We start from the raw sequence: 18,184 nt of genomic DNA, 5'->3' as shown, positions 1-18,184 counted from the left end.
CTTATGCAAGAAAATCTTGGTACGGTTTTATGAAATGCTCTTCAGTATATATCCCCTGTGCCGTTGCCAATTGGCTGCGCTCCTCACGGTCATAAATAATTCTGGTGATAGAATAATCCTGGTTCTTCAAACTTGGCTGATAGCAATCGGATGCTGCAGAATTGGCATTATAAATTTCAGGACGATAAACCTTCTGAAAGGACTCCATCGTACTGATAGTAGCAATCAGCTCAAGCCCAGAGTAATCAGACAGCAAATCCCCACAAAAATAGAATGCCAACGGGGCCATACTGTTACGTGGCATAAAATATCGAACCTCCATACCCATTTTTCCGAAATATTGATCAGTCAGAGAAAATTCATGCTGCTGATATTCAAAACCCAGGATAGGATGATGATTTCCTGTTCTATGATACGTTCTATTGGTTGAGACACTAAGGCATATGACAGGAAGTTTTTTAAAATTTTCCTTATATAAATTTGAATTAATAAAATTTTTAAAAATATTCCCGTGTAAATCTCCGTAATTATTTGGGACACTAAACTTTGCTTTATCTTTATTATATTTTGGCAGAAAAACACTAAAATCATAATCTCGCACATACGAAGAAAAACTATTCCCTACCAGACCGTCTATTCGCTTGCTTTCCTTTTTATCGATGATTGTTGTATTTAGAACTTCAATCAACGGGAAACTAATTTCCTTATCAGGAGAATTTATATCCATACTGACAGAGACTATTTCGAGTTCAACTGAATAGCGATCCCTATCTGGGTTATCCCAATGTGCCAGATCATTGAAACGATTATTTATCATCAACAGAACATTACGCAGGTTTTCCTGACGGCACTCCCCTCTCGCCAGGTTTGCGAAATTGGTTGTAAGGCGCGTTCTATCGGATGGTTGATAGTTTTCATCAAAACAAATTCGATCAATACTGAACTTATAATTATTTTTCATTATTACACTCCCACTTCAGAGAAAAATAATATTTTTATACTATATTAAAAATTCCTAATTCTGCATGATGGTAACCTTCACTATAAATGCGATTAAGATTGGTTCATGCTATATGCCTTAATTACACCATGAATAAAAATGATTTTATTTCATTAAAGCATAAATATTATTCATGAATTGTCGTGGGAACCGCCTTTCAACTAGAGAAAATTCAGTTTTTAAGGGGTATTTAAAAAGCTTTTTGAAAATTATCGTAGACTGATGAGAGCACCCACGAGATGGCCCATGGCAGCAAAAAATCTGTCAATCTTCTCGCTACGGCCACGATCCATCGTCTTGCCAAAGCACAGCAGTTTTATTTTCGCTCATTGGGCATCTGTCAGTATGAAGCGATCCATATCAATCTTGGAACACCTTTAAACATCATAAAAGACTGTTTAAAAACAAATTATTTATGAAAAAAGAAAAGTTTTTAGATGTCGACTTTTTTCAAAAAGGTGGAATATTCTGAATATTTTTAGAAAAATATTCGCCAAAATTTTTATAATTCCAGGAGGTTATTAAGAATAACTTTTCAAAAATTCTCTAAAAATCATAATACCCAGCAACCCCCAACTCCAAATTTTTCGAAGGACAGTTAACAGGTTAACCTTCTGACGCCGAAAGACCTATCTTCCCTATGTTGTCGGTCTGGCAACACAGATAACCACCGCAGGGTTGAACCTGCAGGCAGCCTCTCAGCTAACGACTGACTGCACAGGCCACGACCATACATTCGTGCCATATCAATCTTGGCCAAAGTATCATGAATGAATATTTTGTTATCGGAAATTATGCTGCATTGATGTGTGTACTGTGGCAGCATTAAACACTGCCTTCCAATGGAAATTCATCGAAATATCAACGTTTTTTATTCAAAAAATAAACTCGAACAACGAATAAAATACACAGCACGCAGGTAATTGACCTGAATATAAATATCGAAACAAACATGAATTTACATATCATATATTAATTTAATATATTTTTTATAATATCTATCCCTGAACCCCAAATATCTGACCGATACCAGCCGTCACTACCATGGCGATGATACCCCAAAAAATAACCCGCATTGCCGGACGCCAGGGTTCGGCGCCACCTGCGCGGGCTCCCACAAATCCCAACACGGCTAAGCCCGTCAGCGATACGGCAGAAACTGTCCATGATACTACTGCAGCCGGTGACAGCAGGGCTGCCAACACAGGCAATATGGCACCAGATGAGAATGCACCAGCCGATGCGAAAGCCGCCTGTACCGGACGCGCTGCCGTTGCCTCGGAAATTCCAAGTTCATCGCGGGCATGAGCACCCAACGCATCATGTTTCATCAGTTGAAGAGCAACCTTGCGCGCCAGAAGGTCGTCCAAGCCGCGTTGTCTATATATACTGGCCAATTCACCAACCTCGGCATCCCAACTGGTACCAAGTTCGTTTTTTTCACGTGCAAGGTCGGCTTTCTCTGTATCTGCCTGCGAACTGACAGAGACATATTCCCCTGCGGCCATTGACATGGCCCCTGCAACCAGACTGGAAATTCCTGCCAACAGAATGCTGGCCTGTGTTGCATGCGCACTGGCAACGCCAATAATCAGGCTTGATGTTGACAAGATACCATCATTTGCCCCCAGAACAGCAGCCCGCAACCAGCCCAGCCGCGATGTCGCGTGGATTTCCTGGGGACGACGCGCAGTATTATTTTCCATATTCATCTAATCTATCCTCTGTCATCAGCATTCTTTGAAGGACATGGTCCCGAAGAATGAAGTAATGAAAACACGCAGCCAGTGCGTGCCCCATCGCCAACGCCGTGATCAGCCAACCATTGCACTGATGCAGACGGTGCAGCAGATAAATCGTTGAAGCTGAAAATTTTTCGAATGGTGGCCTTATCTGCAGGGTCAGGAAGCTCATGGGCTGTCCGTTTCCCCATCGCCACAAATACCCCAGGGCAATTTCCAGTATCACCAGCCCGTACAGACTGTATTCCACGCCACGCGCCATTATACAGTCCAACCAGCGGTCAGCGGCGCGGATATGACGCCCCCATCCCATGCGCCAGATCATACGTATAGGAAATAGGACACTCAGCACCATGCCTGCTGTCAGGTGGAGTACGACCAGATGATGATGCGGCGGATTACGGAAAAGACCCCATATATTGGCACTCACGAACTGCAATATGACAATAAAAGCACAGACCCAATGAAACAGGATGGTCAGTTTATCATACCGCACGACAGCAAATGGGGTTTTCTGGTTCATCCCGACAACCTTATCTTGCAAACATGACGCGAACCTGAACGCGATCCCTTCACATATCATCAGGAATGGTCATGACCTCTGCATTGGGAAAACGTAAGGAAACCCGAAGCCCCCGTGCTGAACCGGCAAGGGGCGAGAACAATAGCAGGCTGGCATCCATCTGCCCGGCGATATTGCTGGCAATGGCCAGGCCAAGCCCGCTGCCATGGGCCACGGTACTGCCCCGCACGAACGGGCTTGTCAGTCGTGCCAGGGTATCCGGCGCAAGAGCGGTACAGTCATTGGCGATATCAATACTACCATCAGGACCAACCACGACCACCACGGGTGCAGCGGGATTGCCATGCAGTAATGCGTTTTCAAGCAGGTTGCGTATCAGGATGCCTGTTGCGTCCATATCCCCGCGAACGAACACATGGCCAATGCCATTTGTCGTCAGGACAAGCCTCCGGCCATCGGACAGGTTATGTTCCAGATCGTCCACCAGTACATGCAGCACCGACAACAGGTCAAAACGGTCACGCCGAAAAGCAACACCGGCAGAAGCACGCGAAAACTGGAGTAATTTTTCTACTGTCCGTCCCAGATGGCGGGTACGGTCAACAATGATATCCACCCTTTTACCTGCTTCAGACCCAGCGGGCAGGACCCGTCCCATCATCTGCACCTGTGCCAGAAGAGCGGCAAGCGGATTGCGCAGTTCATGCGCGGCACTTGCGGCAAAAGCCCGTTCGGTAGACAGGGCCGTTTCCAGCCGTGCCAGCAATGTATTAACCGCACTTTGTATGGAAATCAGTTCGATAGGCAGATCAAGCGGTGGAATAGGTTGCAGATTGCCACTGCCGCGTGCACGCATTTCGTCATGCAACCGGTCCAGCGGGCGCATGGCGCGACGCACGATCAGGCGTACCAGCCACCAGATAACGGGCAGGAAAACCACCATCGGGACAATGGAAATCAGCATCGCCCGCCGCATGGCTTCCCGCCGATGAAACATTGGCTCCCCCACGATGACACGATATTGCCCAGTAATGGGAGCTGCCATGTAAACGCGGAAATGCGGCACATTCGCAAAGCCGGTTTGCCCTCCTCTGACAAAGGGGTCCTGCGGCGCATTTTGCGAACGCAGTACGACGTGACCGGATCCATCCATCACCTGATAGGCCAACGTACGCGGGCCAACTTCCGGCAGCCAGGCGATGGAAGAACCATTACTCAAATCATGCGACCGAGTGGCCACAGCCGCCTGAAGACGTTCGGCAACCTCCTGAAGCGAGTTGTCCAGCCGTTCAGTCACCTCATAGCGGGTGAACCCGCCTACAGCGGCACTCAGCAACAGCAGACCCAGTATGACGACCAGCAGTACGCCGCTGACGATTCGTGTCGACAGGCTCCAACGTTTCATTGGTTGCCCTTTTCACCCAGGCAGTACCCCCGACCACGTATCGTACGAATGGTCGTATTGCCCACTTTGCGACGAAGGCGGCTTATGAACACTTCGACCGTGTTGCTCTCCACGTCCTGATCCAGTGCATACAGGACCGTATCAATCTGTTGGCGTGAATAGATCCGGCCAGGATTGCGCGATAGCAGTTCCATGATCGCCCACTCACGTGCGGTCAGATCCAGCACCCGCCCATCGCGCGATACAGAACGGCTTTCCCGATCAATTGCAATCTCGCCAATACGGCAATGCCCCCGTTGACGCGGGGCGGCATAACGCCGCGCCACGGCCGCAATGCGGGCCACAAGTTCATTGAGGTCATAGGGTTTGACGATATAATCATCTGCGCCTTCGGACAGGCCGGCAATGCGGTCACTGATCTGGTCTTCCGCAGTGGTGATCAGGATGGCGATATCGGATGACGTCCTGCGGATGTCACGCAGCAGGTCACGCCCGTTTCCATCCGGCAGGCCAAGGTCAAGCAGCATGAAATCATAATCTACGGTCGCAATCGCCGCGCGTGCGTCCTCCAATGTCATGAACCAGTCAACCGCATGCCCATCAAGCCGCACGCGCTCCTGCACCGCCGCCCCAAGATCATGTTCATCTTCGACGATAAGAATACGCATCAACCCTGAACCTTTTCCCGCATGACCCGTGCATAGAGCGATGGCAACACCAGAAGCGTAAGCACCGTAGATGTCACCAGCCCACCAATAACCACACTGGCCAATGGACGCTCGACCTCAGCCCCTGCGCTTTCGGAAAACGCCATGGGAAAAAAGCCAAGGCTTGCCACCAGCGCCGTCGCCATGACGGGACGGAAACGGGATTCCGCAGCCGCGAACGCCGCCTGTACCACAGCCATCCCCTGCCCCCGCAGGGCCGCGATCTCACTGACCAGCACCACACCGTTAAGGATGGCCACACCAAACAGCGCAATAAAACCAATCCCGGCCGAAATGCTGAACGGCAGGCCGCGCAATGTCAGTGCCACAATACCGCCGGTTGCCGCCACCGGCAGGTTGACAAACACCAGCAATGCGGGCCGTACTGCACCAAAGGCCACCACCAGCAGTGCAAAAATCAGGCACAGTGCAATCGGCAACACGATTTCCAACCGCAGTACCGCCGATTGCAGGTTACGGAACTGCCCATCCCACTGCATCGTATAGCCTGCGGGCAACTTCACATCCCGTGCCACGCGGGCCTGTGCTTCAGCCACGTAGGAGGCAAGATCCCGCCCACGCACGTTGGCCTGCACCACCATCCGCCGGCGCACCCGGTCGCGACTTATGCGCGGCGGTCCATCGACTTCATGCACATGCGCCACCTGGGAGAGCAGCACATTCCCCTGCCCGTCCATCCGCCGGACCTGCAGCGCGCCAATCGCCGATGCAGACCGGGCGGCATGGGGATCAAGGCGGACCTGTGTGCTGATGATGGCGTTATCGACGATCACCGGCCTTGCGCCAATGTGTCCCCCGATCGCCTCCACCGTATCCAGGATGTCCTGTATCGCCACATTCCGGCTGGCAGCCTGTGTACGGTCTATATCAGCCACGATCAGCGGCACGGTGCCATCACCCGCCGCCGCCACGTCCGCCGCCCCCTTTACACCCGACATGGCGGCCACCACCCGATCACCCAGATCAGCCAGCGTGGCAAGATCATCGCCAAAGATCGACACAGCAATCTGGGTACGCACGCCTGACAGCAGATCATCCATACGCATCTGGACCGGCTGGCTCCATGAATAGAGCGCATCGGGCAGTTCACGCCGCAGGGCATCGTCCATCGCCGCCACAAGCCCCGCCTGCGTGCGGGCGGTTTTCCAGGTGGCAGGCGGGTTGAGAAAGATGAAGCTATCGGTTTCGTTCACGCCCATAGGATCGGTCGGGATGGCCGATGTGCCAGTATTGCTGACCACGGAGCGGACTTCGGGAAACCGACGCAGGATCTGCTCCTGCTTCGTGACCGACACCAACACGGTATCGAGCGAAGCCGAGGGAAGCCGCGTCGTCGTAACCGCCAGCGCACCTTCGTCAAGCTGGGGTATGAACTCCCCCCCCAATCGTGTGGCCAGCAATGCTGACATAACCAGGACCGCAATCGTGCCGCCAAACAGGATACGTGGATGCATCTCCCCCCATGTCACCATATGGGTATAGGGCCGGCGGAGCCACGCAATCAGCCGTGTATCGCCCACAGGCCGCACGCCCCCCAGCGCAAGGGCGGCCAGCACGGGGATACAGACGAAGCAGTACGCCAACGATGCAAGCAGCGCCATGATGACCGTCTGTGCCATGGGACGGAACATATGTCCCTCAATCCCCTGCAATGTCAGGATGGGCAAGTAGACCATGATGATGACAAGTATGGCGAACCCGACCGGGCGCATGACCTGCTGCACGGACGAAACCACCAATGGGACGAATTGCGCCTCCGGCTCCTCCTCGCGCCGCGACAGGACATGTTCGATCACAACAAGTGAACCATCGACGATCATGCCAAAATCAATGGCGCCAAGGCTGAGCAGGTTGGCCGAGATGCCAAACTGCCGCATGCCAGCCATAGCGCAGACAAGCGCCACTGGAATGACCGAGGCAATGACCAGTGCCGCCTGCCAACTGCCGATCACCACCACCAGCACCCCCACCACCAGTACCGCCCCCATCAGCAGATTGTCGCGAACAGTGGCGATGGTCTGTCCCGTAAGGGTGGCGCGCGTGTAATAGGGGTCCAGCGTCACACCTGCGGGCAACGCCTGCCTGATACCCGGCAGGGCGCGCCCTATCGCGGCCAGGGTGGCATTGGAACTGGCCCCGCTTTCCATCATCACCACACCGATCACAATCTCCCCCTGCCCATCGCGTGTGACAGCACCCAGCCGGGTACGGGGGGCCGTGGTGATGCGTCCGAGATCACGTAACCGCACGACGGAACCATCGGCGTTGGTTCGCACGGCAATGTTGCCGAAATCCGCAAGACTGCCGACCAGCCCACGTCCGACCACGCTCTGCTGTTCGGCATGATGCGTGATCCATCCACCACCGGACGCCGCATTGGCGGCATCCACCGCGCGATAAACCTCGCCCAGCGACAGGTTGCCGCCAATCAACCGCGCAGGGTCCAATGTCACCTGATAGGTTTCTTCCGCCCCACCATTGACATTGACATCCACCACACCGGGAACAAGACGCATCTGCGGCACCACGGTCCAGTTCATGATGCGGTTGAGTTCCATAAGCGAACGCCCCGGACCACGGATCTGGAACTGCATGATCTCACCCATGCCGGTCGCCAGCGGTCCCATGCTGACGCTAATGCCTGGTACGGATATGTTCGCACGCGCCTGCTGTATGCGCTCGTTCACACGGGTGCGGTCAAGATTGATATCGGTTTCATCTGCGAACTGCACATACACCACCGATACCCCCCCGCGGGAGACTGAGCGCAGGTCGGTCATGCCGGGAATCCCGGTCATGCTGGCCTCCACGGGGAAGGTGATGAGTTTTTCCACTTCCTCCGTCGCAAGGCCGGGCGCCACGACCGAGACAAGCACCTGCTTTGGCGAAATGTCGGGCACGGCCTCCACCGGCAGGCCTGACACCGCCATGATGCCTGCCGCCAGCACCAGGCCCAGCCCCCCCAGAACCAGCATACGTGCCTGTAACAGGGCCTCAAGGTATCTGCGCGCCATCAGTCCGCATCCATCCCGGCAAGACCGATGACCGACCGCAGGGCGAAACTGCCATGCCCCACGACAGTCTCCCCCGCCTTCAGGCCGGACCGCAGCACGGCCTGCGTTCCGTCATCTAACGCGACATCGACCACGGCGGGTCGGTAATCGGTCTGGTCCATGCGCACGAACACGACGTTTTGCCCGTTAATCCGCTGAACCGCCTCTGATGGAACGATAATGCCCGTCACAGCGTCATGCTGTGCCAACGTGGCATCCAGCACCATACCGGGAACCAGCACGCCTGTAGGATTGGCTACATTGCTGATAACCCGGACCAGCCCCGTCAACGGGCTGGCCATGCCATCGACCGTATCAATATGGGAGAGCAGAGGACGACCTGCCACCTGTGTTACCTGCTGCCCCCCCGGTGCGACCCTGACGGCCTGGTCAGGAGGGATGTCGGAGACGAGCCACACAATGGACAGATCCGCGACCGTGGCCACATCAATGGTGGGGTCCACATCGCCCGCCACGGATGTACCAATCGCCTGTACCATGCCATCAACTGGGGAAATCAGGGTCGAGGTCTCGTCCTCCCCGCTCTGGCCGCCCTGCTCGGAAGAAGAATTGAACTCCTCCGCAAAACGATGGCCCAGTGTGCCAACATCCGCCTGACGGGCACGCAGGGTTGCATCCGCCTGCGCCAGCGCATCCTGCCTGCGGCGCAGTTCGGCCATGGATACGCTTTCACCCACCAGCGCCCTTGCGCGCTGCACCGCACCTGCCGCATCGGCACGGGCCGCGATGGCAGCCGCAAGTGCCGCGCGCATCTGAACCGCCTGCAGGCGCGCGACATGCAAGGAGTGATCCTGATAACGCAGCAGCGCCTGCCCGCGATGCACAACGCTTCCCGGTTGCACAAGAATGGTCAGCACCTTGCCTGTTCCGGCGGGGTGAATATGCACAACCCGTGCCGTGTCGGGCATGACCCGGCTTATGACGGGTTGCGTGGCGGCAATCGTGCCGGACACGGCCAGAACGACGCTGATGCCTTCATTGGGCACGGCTGCGGCATCCAGTTTCACAACCGGTGGCAACGCCACCTGTTCAGCGTGCGCCGACATGCAGGACAGGCCCACAAACAGCAGGGCAGTCGGCAGATGCTTCATGGCATCACACCAGTTGCAATCAACATACGGATGGTGGCGACATGCCACTCTACCTCTGCCCTCTGACTGACCAGTCGGGTATTGGCGGCGGCCTGGCGGGCCTGAAGTGCGATGTCCAGGCCGCTTTCCCCCACGCGCCAGGCCCGTTCCTGCGCTGCCGCACGCTTTTCCATGTTTTCTGCGGCAAGCTGCGTTGCCCGCCGTGCCGTGGTGGCGGCAATCAGGCGTTCACGCACCCGCGTCATCTCCAGATGTATCATACGTCGCGCCTGTATTTCCTGACTGCTGGCCGTGGCCAGCCGGTTGCGGGCTTCGGACATGATGGGGGTATTACGGACCTCACTGGGCAGGGGGATACTGAAATTCAGTCCCACACGGTCATCCCACGGGCTGCCGTACTGCTTTTCATGGATCGCATCGACGCCGATTTCAGGGTTGGGCATGAACGAGCGACGCGCCAGCTTCATGTTGGCCTCTGCGGCCTCCACATTACGGTGTGCCACCTTGATACGGGGATCGTTATCTTCCATGTCACGTGGTGCGATGAAACGGGCATGCGCAACATCGTCCCCCCCATAACGACCCAGATCCGGCACCGCCGGATGGCCGAGCAACACCTCCAGAGAAGCGGCTGCATTCGCGGCCTCCTCCTGCGCCAGTGCCAGTTCATTACGGGCATTTTCCATGGCAGCCTGTGCCATCTGCCCATCGACAGAGGCCAGTTCGCCGCCATGTACTGCACGTGTGGCGCTGCCAGCCATGCGGGCCGTCGCATCGTACAATGTATGGGCGACATCCACCCGGGCACGCGCCATCAGAACCGCGGCACCAGCATCAAGCACGCGAATGGACAACGCCATATGTTCAACATTGAGCTGTTCGTCCAGAGATGCAGCTTCCGCGTTTGCGACCTTTTGCGTGGCACTTCCCTGGCCGGGCAACCATAGCGGCACAGACACACCACCCTGATAGGTTGTGTATCCTTCATTACTGCCCAGCATATGGTCATCCATATATTCACCCGACAGGGTCGGGCCACCTGCAAACCATGACCCCGCCGCGTTGGCGCGGGCACGGGCAGAATGGTGCCCAACCTGCAATTCCGTACGGACAGGATCTATGGCCCAGGCCATGCTGACTGCTTCATGAAATGATGTGTCAGGTCCCGGCATCGCCATCACGGGATTGGCCCATATGACGGAAAAAACCGCGGCTATAAACAGCTTTGGACGCATTGGGCCTGTCAGTTCCCTTCCATCATGGAATAACAGGCCCACCACGTTCGATCCGTGCGGCAAAGTCGTTCCACAGGCGTGTCGTCGCTAGGTTGATATCTGCCTTCACTGAAAAAGGAGACTGGCTGCGCGAAAACACCGAAAGCGACATCCGTTCCCCGATGACGAAACGCCCCTGGGAAAACAGCATGACAGACAGCGATCCCTGCTGCCCCTGTCCCATGGGGCGCGTTACTGCGATCCTCATGTGAGGTGGCGGCGTGGCAATGCGATGAAACGCACGCAATTCCCCTTCACCTGATGGGCAGGTTACGCTGTCCAGCACCGCATCGCGCAGGACAGAATGTGGATAACCGCCATAGGCACCATCAACATGCAGGCGCACACCCTGTTCCACATTGCGGCATATATCGTCCGTATCCGCCGCCGTTTCGGCATGGGCGACACAACCACACATGCTGATCATCATCAGGACCGGCAGCCCGTAACGTACCATCCATTGCATGATTTATATGCCCAGCCTTCCGTGATACGATCTGTCCAGACCACCGAACCGGTGGCCATTGATCGTATAACAGGCCAACATGACGCGAACCTGAACAGGCGCAAGACATGGCACGGCGGCATCGCACAAGAAGACAACCGCGCAACAATATTTCGGAATATATACATTCTTCAAAAAAAAATAATTTTTAAGTTTATTTTTATTATATTTGAAAATAATAAATAATAAAAGCCGTTCAATTATTTAAAATTTAGCAAAAACGTCATATTGCGCAGGATGTTCTGTCTGTATAATAACGTCTTTGGTTGCAATATTTTTGCATAAGAATATGAGAATCACTTGCAAGTATGCGAACTGACATCCTGCAAAATACCAGAAGTTTCCAGTCCTGGATATTTCCATTGGCTATGTCATGGCATGCTTGTCGCAGGTTTCTTCGCTTTCGCCCCCGATACCGGTTATACCCAAACTCCCCTCATGGACGGACAGGCCATGCTTGGTCGATCTGTGCCGTTCCTGGCACAGATCGACCCGGCAACCGCACGTAATTCGTGGCAGGTCGATACACTCACCAACAGCCAGAATCGCGACACCCCCTATGGTGGGGGCAGTAACCTGCTTGGGACCGTCGGGGGGCTGCGCCCATGGCTAGGCCGCTATGGCATAGCCTTGAACATTCAGGATACAAACGAGCTATGGGGTAATATTACGGGCGGGATTGCCAGCAGCAGTGGCAATGGCAATGGCAGGGGATCGGACACTGGTCCGGCCTATATCGGCGTGACCATGCCAACACTGACGGCAGATCTGGAAAAACTGATGGGCCTGAAGGGGGGAACTTTCAACATAAGCGCCCTGCAGATTCGGGGACGCCCCATTACCCAGGACCGTCTGGCCGATTTCAATCCCATCAGCGGATTTGAAGCTGGCCGCTCCACCCGCCTGTTTGAGCTGTGGTACCAGCAATCCTTTCTACGGGGCGCGCTGGATATCAAGCTAGGTCAGCAGGATCTCGACACGGAATTCCTGATCAGTGATTACGCAGCCCTTTATCTGAATGCCAATTTCGGCTGGCCGATGGGACCATCGGTCAACCTTTACGGTGGTGGCCCTTCATGGCCCCTCGCCTCACCTGCGATCCGTCTGCGCTATCGACCCAAAGGGAACTATACGGTCATGTTTGCGGCAGCAGATGACAATCCGTCAGAAACTGACAACAATCCATCGAACAGTTCATCTCCGCGCCCGAACGCAAATCAGAGCATCGCCATAAGCCAGACAGTGATTGATAACAACGGTACCCGGTTTAGTATGGGGACCGGCGCCTTGCTGATAACTGAACTTCAATATGCCCTGAATCCACAATCTGGTGACCGCGGACTGACCAGCAGGCAGTCCGGCTTGCCCGGCATCTATAAGCTTGGTGGCTATTACGACACAGGACGATTTCCAGATTACCGTTACAACACGCAGGGGCAATCTCTTGGCACAGATGGTGGCACACCGCGACAGGATCGGGGGAACTGGCTGATTTACGGAATAATAGATCAGTTGATCTGGCGCCCTGCCCCTGATGCATCACGCTCGTTGGGTATATTTGTACGGGCGACGGGAAATCGTGGCGATCGCAATGCCATAAGCTTCGCCATTGATGCAGGTCTGAATCTGAAGGCCCCCTTTCCCAACAGGGTCAATGACACCTTGGGGTTCGGTTGGGGGATGGGCCGGGCGACATCGGGATTACGCGCCTATGACCGCATGCGCGGCACAATAGTGCAAGGGAATGAAAACCATCTTGAACTGACCTATCAGGCTCAGGTCATGCCATGGATGGTTGTGCAACCTGATTTTCAGTATGTCCTGCACCCCATGGGCGGTGCGGGCGACCCATCCCATCCAGCACGCGCCATCGGAAACGAAGCCGTTTTCGGCCTGCATACAAACGTTAACTTCTAACTGGATAAGATCAAACGTGATGATGCATGCACACGAACCGGGTTTTCCTGGTACATGTCACGCAGGACAGCAACAGGAAATGCCTGCATTTTCCGTTGCTTCAGAATGTTACACTGCTGTGTAGCCCGAAAATAGCTTCGTCATGCACACGCAGGCCCTTACTATCGAGAATACCGCCACTGGGTGACACGATACCCTGAATATCAGGCTGAAGCATGAACCATGGCGTAACCTGGATTTGATAGGTCAGTTCCAGATGATATTCGGTTCCCTGTGCGGGTTGGCCGGAACGCCGGTCAGCCCGTGCCAGATCGGGGCTAGCCGCGCCCAGGCCGGCTCCAAGCCCCACGACATCGCCTTCACGTTGAAACGGTCCCTTCAGAACCATTCCCCCATCAACCGCATAAACAATCTGGTTGCGGTCCCTATCCGCAGTCCAGTTCCCACGGATGAAAGCATCGAGTTCCGTCACTCTGCCCAAATGCTGCAGGGTCTGATCGCCAAGGGCATAAATGGCCCAGTTTGTTTTATGGCTTTTTGTAAAATCAGCCTGATCTGGAAATCGACCGGTATCAAAATAACCACCAATTTTATATGTACCTGCCCGCCCCAATATGTCCCGCCGGTATTGCATCTCCCCAAAGAAAAGCGCACCTGTATCGAAATTAAATCGTGTCCCGCCGGGATCGCGGTTCTGATTCCACGGGTCCCTTACATTAATGAAAGGGGCACCAATGGGATTATCATCAGCAGCCGCAACCAAAAAATTCCATCGTGGAGACAGGGTATAGCGCAGCCGTATCGCCGGCGTCGTCACGGGTGATACAGGCCCCTGATCATACAGGTCATTATCAGGCATGATGGGCCAGGAAAAGGAAGCATTCAGGAAATTCAGTCCAACGCTGCTGACCATGAAATCATGCCCAAGGTCCAGCTTGCCAATACGGAATGCCAGTCGTTCCCCCATGAATTTCTGGCTGTACCATAATTCATATAATCGACCGTTATCATCAGCTTCGATATTCGAGGTCTGGTTAAAAACATACAAAGGGACATTACTGAATGGTCGTCCACGAATCTCCATGGCACTGATATCGAACGTTCCCAACGGCAGACCTGTCAACAGATGCAGATCCGTCACCATTTCAATGGCCGTGGAGCCAATATAGTTATTTGATGCCTGCGCGCCCCCCACAGGATCAGACCATAATTCGTTCGTATCGGATATGCGGATATCAACCCCCTGCCTGAGCAGCCAGTTCCGCAATCCACCCCAGTCACCCGAAAGATGGGTATGCGGGTCAATATGATCAGGGATATTCTGTTGCGGCGTAACACCTGCGCTTAATACGCTGATGGGAACCGTTTGTGCATATGCGGAGGAAGTCATCATCGCGAGAGTCATTATATATGGCAATAAACGAAAGAGCCTGATTTTCCATATATACGACAATTTATTTATGCACACTCAGATATAAATATAATATATTTCACAATATTCATTATTTTATAAATGTCACTCCCTGAAATATCAACCCTGACCGTCCTGAACTACAGCCACCCAAAGGGAGCATTTGCAAAAAATATGTTATTTCAACCACTTAATTTTCTATAATATATTCTCTCCCCATCATTATCAGTCAATATTCTCTTTATGAAAAAGCCCCAATATGCCAGGCGCAATCTTGTTCTCCATGGCAACCCCATATATTATATATGAAATTCAATTCGTTCTCATGCTCAATCTTTATGCCCTGATATCCTGTTATCCGGCATCATACCCAACCATGACATAGGCCGCTTCATCAACACCTGCCTTAATTCTTGAAATATTGATGACAATACGCATTCCACCCGGCTGAATACCCATGATGCATTGCTTTTTAACCTAATCACACAGTGAAGTCATCAAATGAACTCTCGTAATCAGGAATCCCCAGTACATGTCCTGCTTGTGGAGGATGACCAAAATACGACCCGTTACGTCAGCGAAGGGCTGTTGCCTGAAAATATCGTCGTTCATACAGCGTCAGATGGACATGAAGGACTGCGCCTGGCGCAGCAATGCCGATGGGATGTTATTCTTCTGGACAGGATGCTGCCGGGAATGGATGGCCTGTCCATCCTGACCCGTTTGCGCGGGGATGGCATGGCAACGCCGATTATTTTTCTTACAACCATGGATAGTGTTCCCAGCCGCGTCGGCGGTCTGCGACAGGGAGCGGATGATTATATGGTCAAGCCATTCGCCGTGCGGGAACTTGCAGCACGCATTCAGGTACTTCTGCGGCGTACCAGACTGACCCATCATGCGCTGCTTATTCGTATAGCAGATATCGAACTGGATCTGCTTGCGCGTTCCGTTACACGAAATGGCAGGAAAGTTCTGCTACAGCCGCAGGAAATGAACCTTCTGGAATTTTTTATGCGCAATCCACGCACTGTTCTTTCGCGTCAGACGCTGCTGAAATACGTATGGAACATGGATTTTCCCGTCCGCACCAACATCGTGGAAACCCACCTTAGTCGCCTGCGCGAAAAACTGGGGCGGAATGCGGCGCCCGTCATCCACACAGTAAAAGGCCGTGGCTATATCATGACGCCGCCTGAGGATGCACTTTAACAGGATGCCTAGATTTGGTATTATAGAGATACGCCGCATCATCGCCAGCGCCTCATTTCGTATCGTGACACTATTTGCCTGCCTTTTCATATTGGGCGGCACGATCATGACAGTTATGTCCGGCCTTTACAGTCAGGCTGCCCTGCGTCAGGAAATACGACAGCAGGTACAAAACGAAGGATATGAAACATTTGCAGATGCCCTGATTGCCGATGTTCCCCACCTTCTCCCGGTTGTAAGGGGGTTGGTGCAACATGAACCCGGTTTTCATTATCTGCTTCAGGGGCCAGGACAGAATATTGTCGCTGGCAATATGCTGCACCTGCGCCCCGTTCCTGGCGAACGCTGGCTGTCATGGGCCCATCGACTTCCCATGGAAACGAATCAGAATATTGTTTATGGGGTTGGTTACATCCTCAACGATGGTGGGTATTACTTCGTTGGTATAGATGCATCCTCCCTGACGCATCTGCAACATGACTTATGGACAACGCTCCTGTGGGAGATTGCAGGATTCGGCCTGATCGGGATTGCGGGGGGACTTTTTCTTAGCAGTATAATCCTGAAATGGATCGAAACCACAAGCATGGCTGCACGCAGCATCATGCAGGGTGATATGTCACGCCGCATTCCGCTGCGGGGAACGCATGATGAACTGGATCACCTTTCGGAAAGCCTCAATGCGATGCTTGATCGAAATGAAGCACTGATTGTTAGTCTGCGACAGGTATCCAATGATATTGCTCATGATATGCGTCGCCCTTTGTCACGTATGCGTCAGAATCTGGAATGCGCCATTTTGGAACATGTTCCCGCCGATACAATGCGTGAGCAGGTCGGGTTTGCAATCGATGACCTGGATGCCGCACTGGAAATATTTTCTTCATTGCTAAAACTGGCTCAGCTTGAATCGGGCGCATGGAATGATGAACTGGAATTGCTTGATCCAGACCAATTACTGGAATCAGTTCTTGATCCCTATCGTCCAGTTATGGAAGATCGTGGTCAGGAATTGATTACCAAAGTCATGGATGCCTGCCCAACCATCATGGGCCATCCCGTTCTCCTGCGGCAGGCTTTTTCCAATCTGATTGAAAATGCCATGCGCCATACACCAGAAAAAACCATGATAACAGCCAGCATCCAGACACTGGATAACAAGATCTGCGTGGAAATCGCGGATAACGGCCCCGGCATTCCACTGGGGGCCATGCACCATGTGTTCGACCGCTTTGTCCGCCTGGATACAAGCCGCACACATGACGGCAATGGCCTTGGGCTGAGCATGGTAAAAGCCATCATTCAGCTTCACAAAGGCACCATCACCCTGTCCGACAATAATCCTAGCCTGAGATGTATTGTCATGCTTCCTGTAGATATACGTAAATAAAAAATATACCCCAACATTCAGAACAAAATGCATTAAAAATTACCAATTTATAAAATACAATGAAAATATGTTCTTTTATTATGAAATATATCGCGTTTCAGTCCATTCAATGCCAAAGATCAGGATACGGTGATAAAAAATACGACATACCGCACTTGATGAATGGATTATTTCATGTGCCAGAACCGAAACAAAATCCTATCAGAGAAATCATAATCCACGAAAATTGTCCCATTTGATACATATTTTTTACCAATGGGCATCAGTCCTGAACAGATTACCAATAACAGGAACCATCCGACATCGGATCTGAATCCATTACCCTGATTTTATTAAGTTTTTTCCTTCGGGTCTGCTTTCTAAAATAATCCCAATATTGGGATTATTTCATACACGCCTGCATGATTTTTTATATTTTAATAAAGGAAGTTTTTAAAAATTTCCTAATTATTCTTTAGAACGTAGGATATATATGACACATTCAGGAACCCAGCATATCCACGCAGGACATAAAATTGGCAACAAATAATTCAGGTGGAATTTTCACGTATATAAAAAAAAATAATGCTCCTGATAATAATATTCTCTTGCTCTTTGTCTGCATGAAGCCAGATGGAATGTTTTCTTCCTGTCGGGTAACAGTCATCCTGTCCCGAACAAGCCAGAATATTCATGATTGCGTTGATATTTCTATACAGGATACAACTCAATATCGACCGGGGAAGTGCGTAAAATGACGGAATATTTTTTACTGTCTTCCCGCGTATTTTATCGACCAATGATCGCAATTATAATTTTTTGCACAATACGGCAAAACAGTTAATGCACCTTCCTCTTGCGATTGGTTCCAACAAAAGGATTCAATCATAATGACCGACATCTGCAAGGTTCTGATGATCTTTCCCCTTTTCA

At 52.4% G+C, this 18,184-nt stretch carries 14 protein-coding genes; 4 read left to right on the top strand and 10 right to left on the bottom strand.

What is annotated here, in order from left to right:
* Window position 1: 1 nt before the first annotated feature.
* A complete protein-coding gene (locus B7G66_RS00185; protein WP_040510753.1) occupies window positions 2–961 on the bottom strand; it encodes a DUF1852 domain-containing protein in 960 nt (319 codons plus the stop codon).
* 278 nt (window positions 962–1,239) lie between these two features.
* Between B7G66_RS00185 and B7G66_RS18300 the strand changes: the two genes are divergently transcribed.
* A complete protein-coding gene (locus tag B7G66_RS18300) occupies window positions 1,240–1,419 on the top strand; it encodes a hypothetical protein (RefSeq protein WP_148424769.1) in 180 nt (59 codons plus the stop codon).
* 579 nt (window positions 1,420–1,998) lie between these two features.
* Here the strand turns inward: B7G66_RS18300 and B7G66_RS00180 are convergent.
* The 8 genes from B7G66_RS00180 to B7G66_RS00145 all read right to left on the bottom strand — a co-directional run bounded on the left by B7G66_RS00180 (window position 1,999) and on the right by B7G66_RS00145 (window position 11,303).
* Complete coding sequence (locus B7G66_RS00180) at window positions 1,999–2,706, bottom strand: VIT1/CCC1 transporter family protein (RefSeq protein WP_003619615.1); 708 nt, start codon at window positions 2,704–2,706, stop codon at window positions 1,999–2,001.
* Window positions 2,696–3,265, bottom strand: a complete 570-nt coding sequence (locus tag B7G66_RS00175) for a cytochrome b (protein WP_040511893.1) — start codon at window positions 3,263–3,265, stop codon at window positions 2,696–2,698. Before B7G66_RS00175 ends, B7G66_RS00180 begins: the two co-directional genes overlap by 11 nt.
* Window positions 3,266–3,314: 49 nt before the next feature.
* Window positions 3,315–4,670 (bottom strand): sensor histidine kinase, encoded by a 1,356-nt coding sequence (locus tag B7G66_RS00170; protein WP_003619613.1) that lies wholly within the window; start codon window positions 4,668–4,670, stop codon window positions 3,315–3,317.
* Entirely contained in the window at window positions 4,667–5,338 is a 672-nt protein-coding gene (locus tag B7G66_RS00165) for a response regulator transcription factor (protein WP_003619612.1), read from the bottom strand. Before B7G66_RS00165 ends, B7G66_RS00170 begins: the two co-directional genes overlap by 4 nt.
* Entirely contained in the window at window positions 5,338–8,412 is a 3,075-nt protein-coding gene (locus B7G66_RS00160) for an efflux RND transporter permease subunit (protein WP_003619611.1), read from the bottom strand. Before B7G66_RS00160 ends, B7G66_RS00165 begins: the two co-directional genes overlap by 1 nt.
* Window positions 8,412–9,563 carry an efflux RND transporter periplasmic adaptor subunit gene (locus B7G66_RS00155; RefSeq protein ID WP_003619610.1) on the bottom strand — a complete coding sequence of 384 codons (1,152 nt, stop codon included), beginning with the start codon at window positions 9,561–9,563 and terminating at the stop codon, window positions 8,412–8,414. The genes B7G66_RS00160 and B7G66_RS00155 overlap by 1 nt, the downstream gene beginning before the upstream one ends.
* Window positions 9,560–10,741: a TolC family protein gene (locus B7G66_RS00150; RefSeq protein ID WP_247067728.1), complete on the bottom strand. Its 1,182-nt coding sequence runs from the start codon at window positions 10,739–10,741 to the stop codon at window positions 9,560–9,562. Before B7G66_RS00150 ends, B7G66_RS00155 begins: the two co-directional genes overlap by 4 nt.
* Before the next feature lie 79 nt (window positions 10,742–10,820).
* Complete coding sequence (locus B7G66_RS00145) at window positions 10,821–11,303, bottom strand: hypothetical protein (RefSeq protein WP_040510751.1); 483 nt, start codon at window positions 11,301–11,303, stop codon at window positions 10,821–10,823.
* Between the two features lie 417 nt (window positions 11,304–11,720).
* Here B7G66_RS00145 and B7G66_RS00135 point away from each other — a divergent pair, with 417 nt between their 5' ends.
* Complete coding sequence (locus B7G66_RS00135) at window positions 11,721–13,259, top strand: carbohydrate porin (protein ID WP_048858741.1); 1,539 nt, start codon at window positions 11,721–11,723, stop codon at window positions 13,257–13,259.
* A 100-nt stretch (window positions 13,260–13,359) separates the two neighbouring features.
* Here B7G66_RS00135 and B7G66_RS00130 read toward each other — a convergent pair whose 3' ends face one another.
* Window positions 13,360–14,712 (bottom strand): carbohydrate porin, encoded by a 1,353-nt coding sequence (locus B7G66_RS00130; protein WP_237700304.1) that lies wholly within the window; start codon window positions 14,710–14,712, stop codon window positions 13,360–13,362.
* A gap of 459 nt (window positions 14,713–15,171) precedes the next feature.
* On the opposite strand from B7G66_RS00130, the gene B7G66_RS00125 reads away from it, so the two are divergent.
* Entirely contained in the window at window positions 15,172–15,882 is a 711-nt protein-coding gene (locus B7G66_RS00125; RefSeq protein ID WP_040510749.1) for a response regulator transcription factor, read from the top strand.
* A gap of 4 nt (window positions 15,883–15,886) precedes the next feature.
* Window positions 15,887–17,272: a sensor histidine kinase gene (locus B7G66_RS00120; RefSeq protein ID WP_040510747.1), complete on the top strand. Its 1,386-nt coding sequence runs from the start codon at window positions 15,887–15,889 to the stop codon at window positions 17,270–17,272.
* The last annotated feature ends 912 nt before the right edge of the window (window positions 17,273–18,184 follow it).

This window comes from Novacetimonas hansenii JCM 7643 (genome assembly GCF_000964405.1).
Lineage (GTDB): Bacteria > Pseudomonadota > Alphaproteobacteria > Acetobacterales > Acetobacteraceae > Novacetimonas > Novacetimonas hansenii.
Note: the sequence above shows the minus strand (reverse complement) of the source record. Positions and strands in the feature narration are given on the sequence as shown.

Excerpts from the sequence above, each read along its gene's own strand:
- B7G66_RS00160 (WP_003619611.1), bottom strand. The coding sequence starts at position 8,412 with ATGGCGCGCAGATACCTTGAGGCCCTGTTACAGGCACGTATGCTGGTT.
- B7G66_RS18300 (WP_148424769.1), top strand. The coding sequence starts at position 1,240 with ATGGCCCATGGCAGCAAAAAATCTGTCAATCTTCTCGCTACGGCCACG.
- B7G66_RS00165 (WP_003619612.1), bottom strand. The coding sequence starts at position 5,338 with ATGCGTATTCTTATCGTCGAAGATGAACATGATCTTGGGGCGGCGGTG.
- B7G66_RS00120 (WP_040510747.1), top strand. The coding sequence starts at position 15,887 with ATGCCTAGATTTGGTATTATAGAGATACGCCGCATCATCGCCAGCGCC.
- B7G66_RS00145 (WP_040510751.1), bottom strand. The coding sequence starts at position 11,303 with ATGCAATGGATGGTACGTTACGGGCTGCCGGTCCTGATGATGATCAGC.
- B7G66_RS00135 (WP_048858741.1), top strand. The coding sequence starts at position 11,721 with ATGCTTGTCGCAGGTTTCTTCGCTTTCGCCCCCGATACCGGTTATACC.
- B7G66_RS00125 (WP_040510749.1), top strand. The coding sequence starts at position 15,172 with ATGAACTCTCGTAATCAGGAATCCCCAGTACATGTCCTGCTTGTGGAG.
- B7G66_RS00180 (WP_003619615.1), bottom strand. The coding sequence starts at position 2,706 with ATGGAAAATAATACTGCGCGTCGTCCCCAGGAAATCCACGCGACATCG.
- B7G66_RS00185 (WP_040510753.1), bottom strand. The coding sequence starts at position 961 with ATGAAAAATAATTATAAGTTCAGTATTGATCGAATTTGTTTTGATGAA.
- B7G66_RS00175 (WP_040511893.1), bottom strand. The coding sequence starts at position 3,265 with ATGAACCAGAAAACCCCATTTGCTGTCGTGCGGTATGATAAACTGACC.
- B7G66_RS00155 (WP_003619610.1), bottom strand. The coding sequence starts at position 9,563 with ATGAAGCATCTGCCGACTGCCCTGCTGTTTGTGGGCCTGTCCTGCATG.
- B7G66_RS00170 (WP_003619613.1), bottom strand. The coding sequence starts at position 4,670 with ATGAAACGTTGGAGCCTGTCGACACGAATCGTCAGCGGCGTACTGCTG.
- B7G66_RS00150 (WP_247067728.1), bottom strand. The coding sequence starts at position 10,741 with ATGGCGATGCCGGGACCTGACACATCATTTCATGAAGCAGTCAGCATG.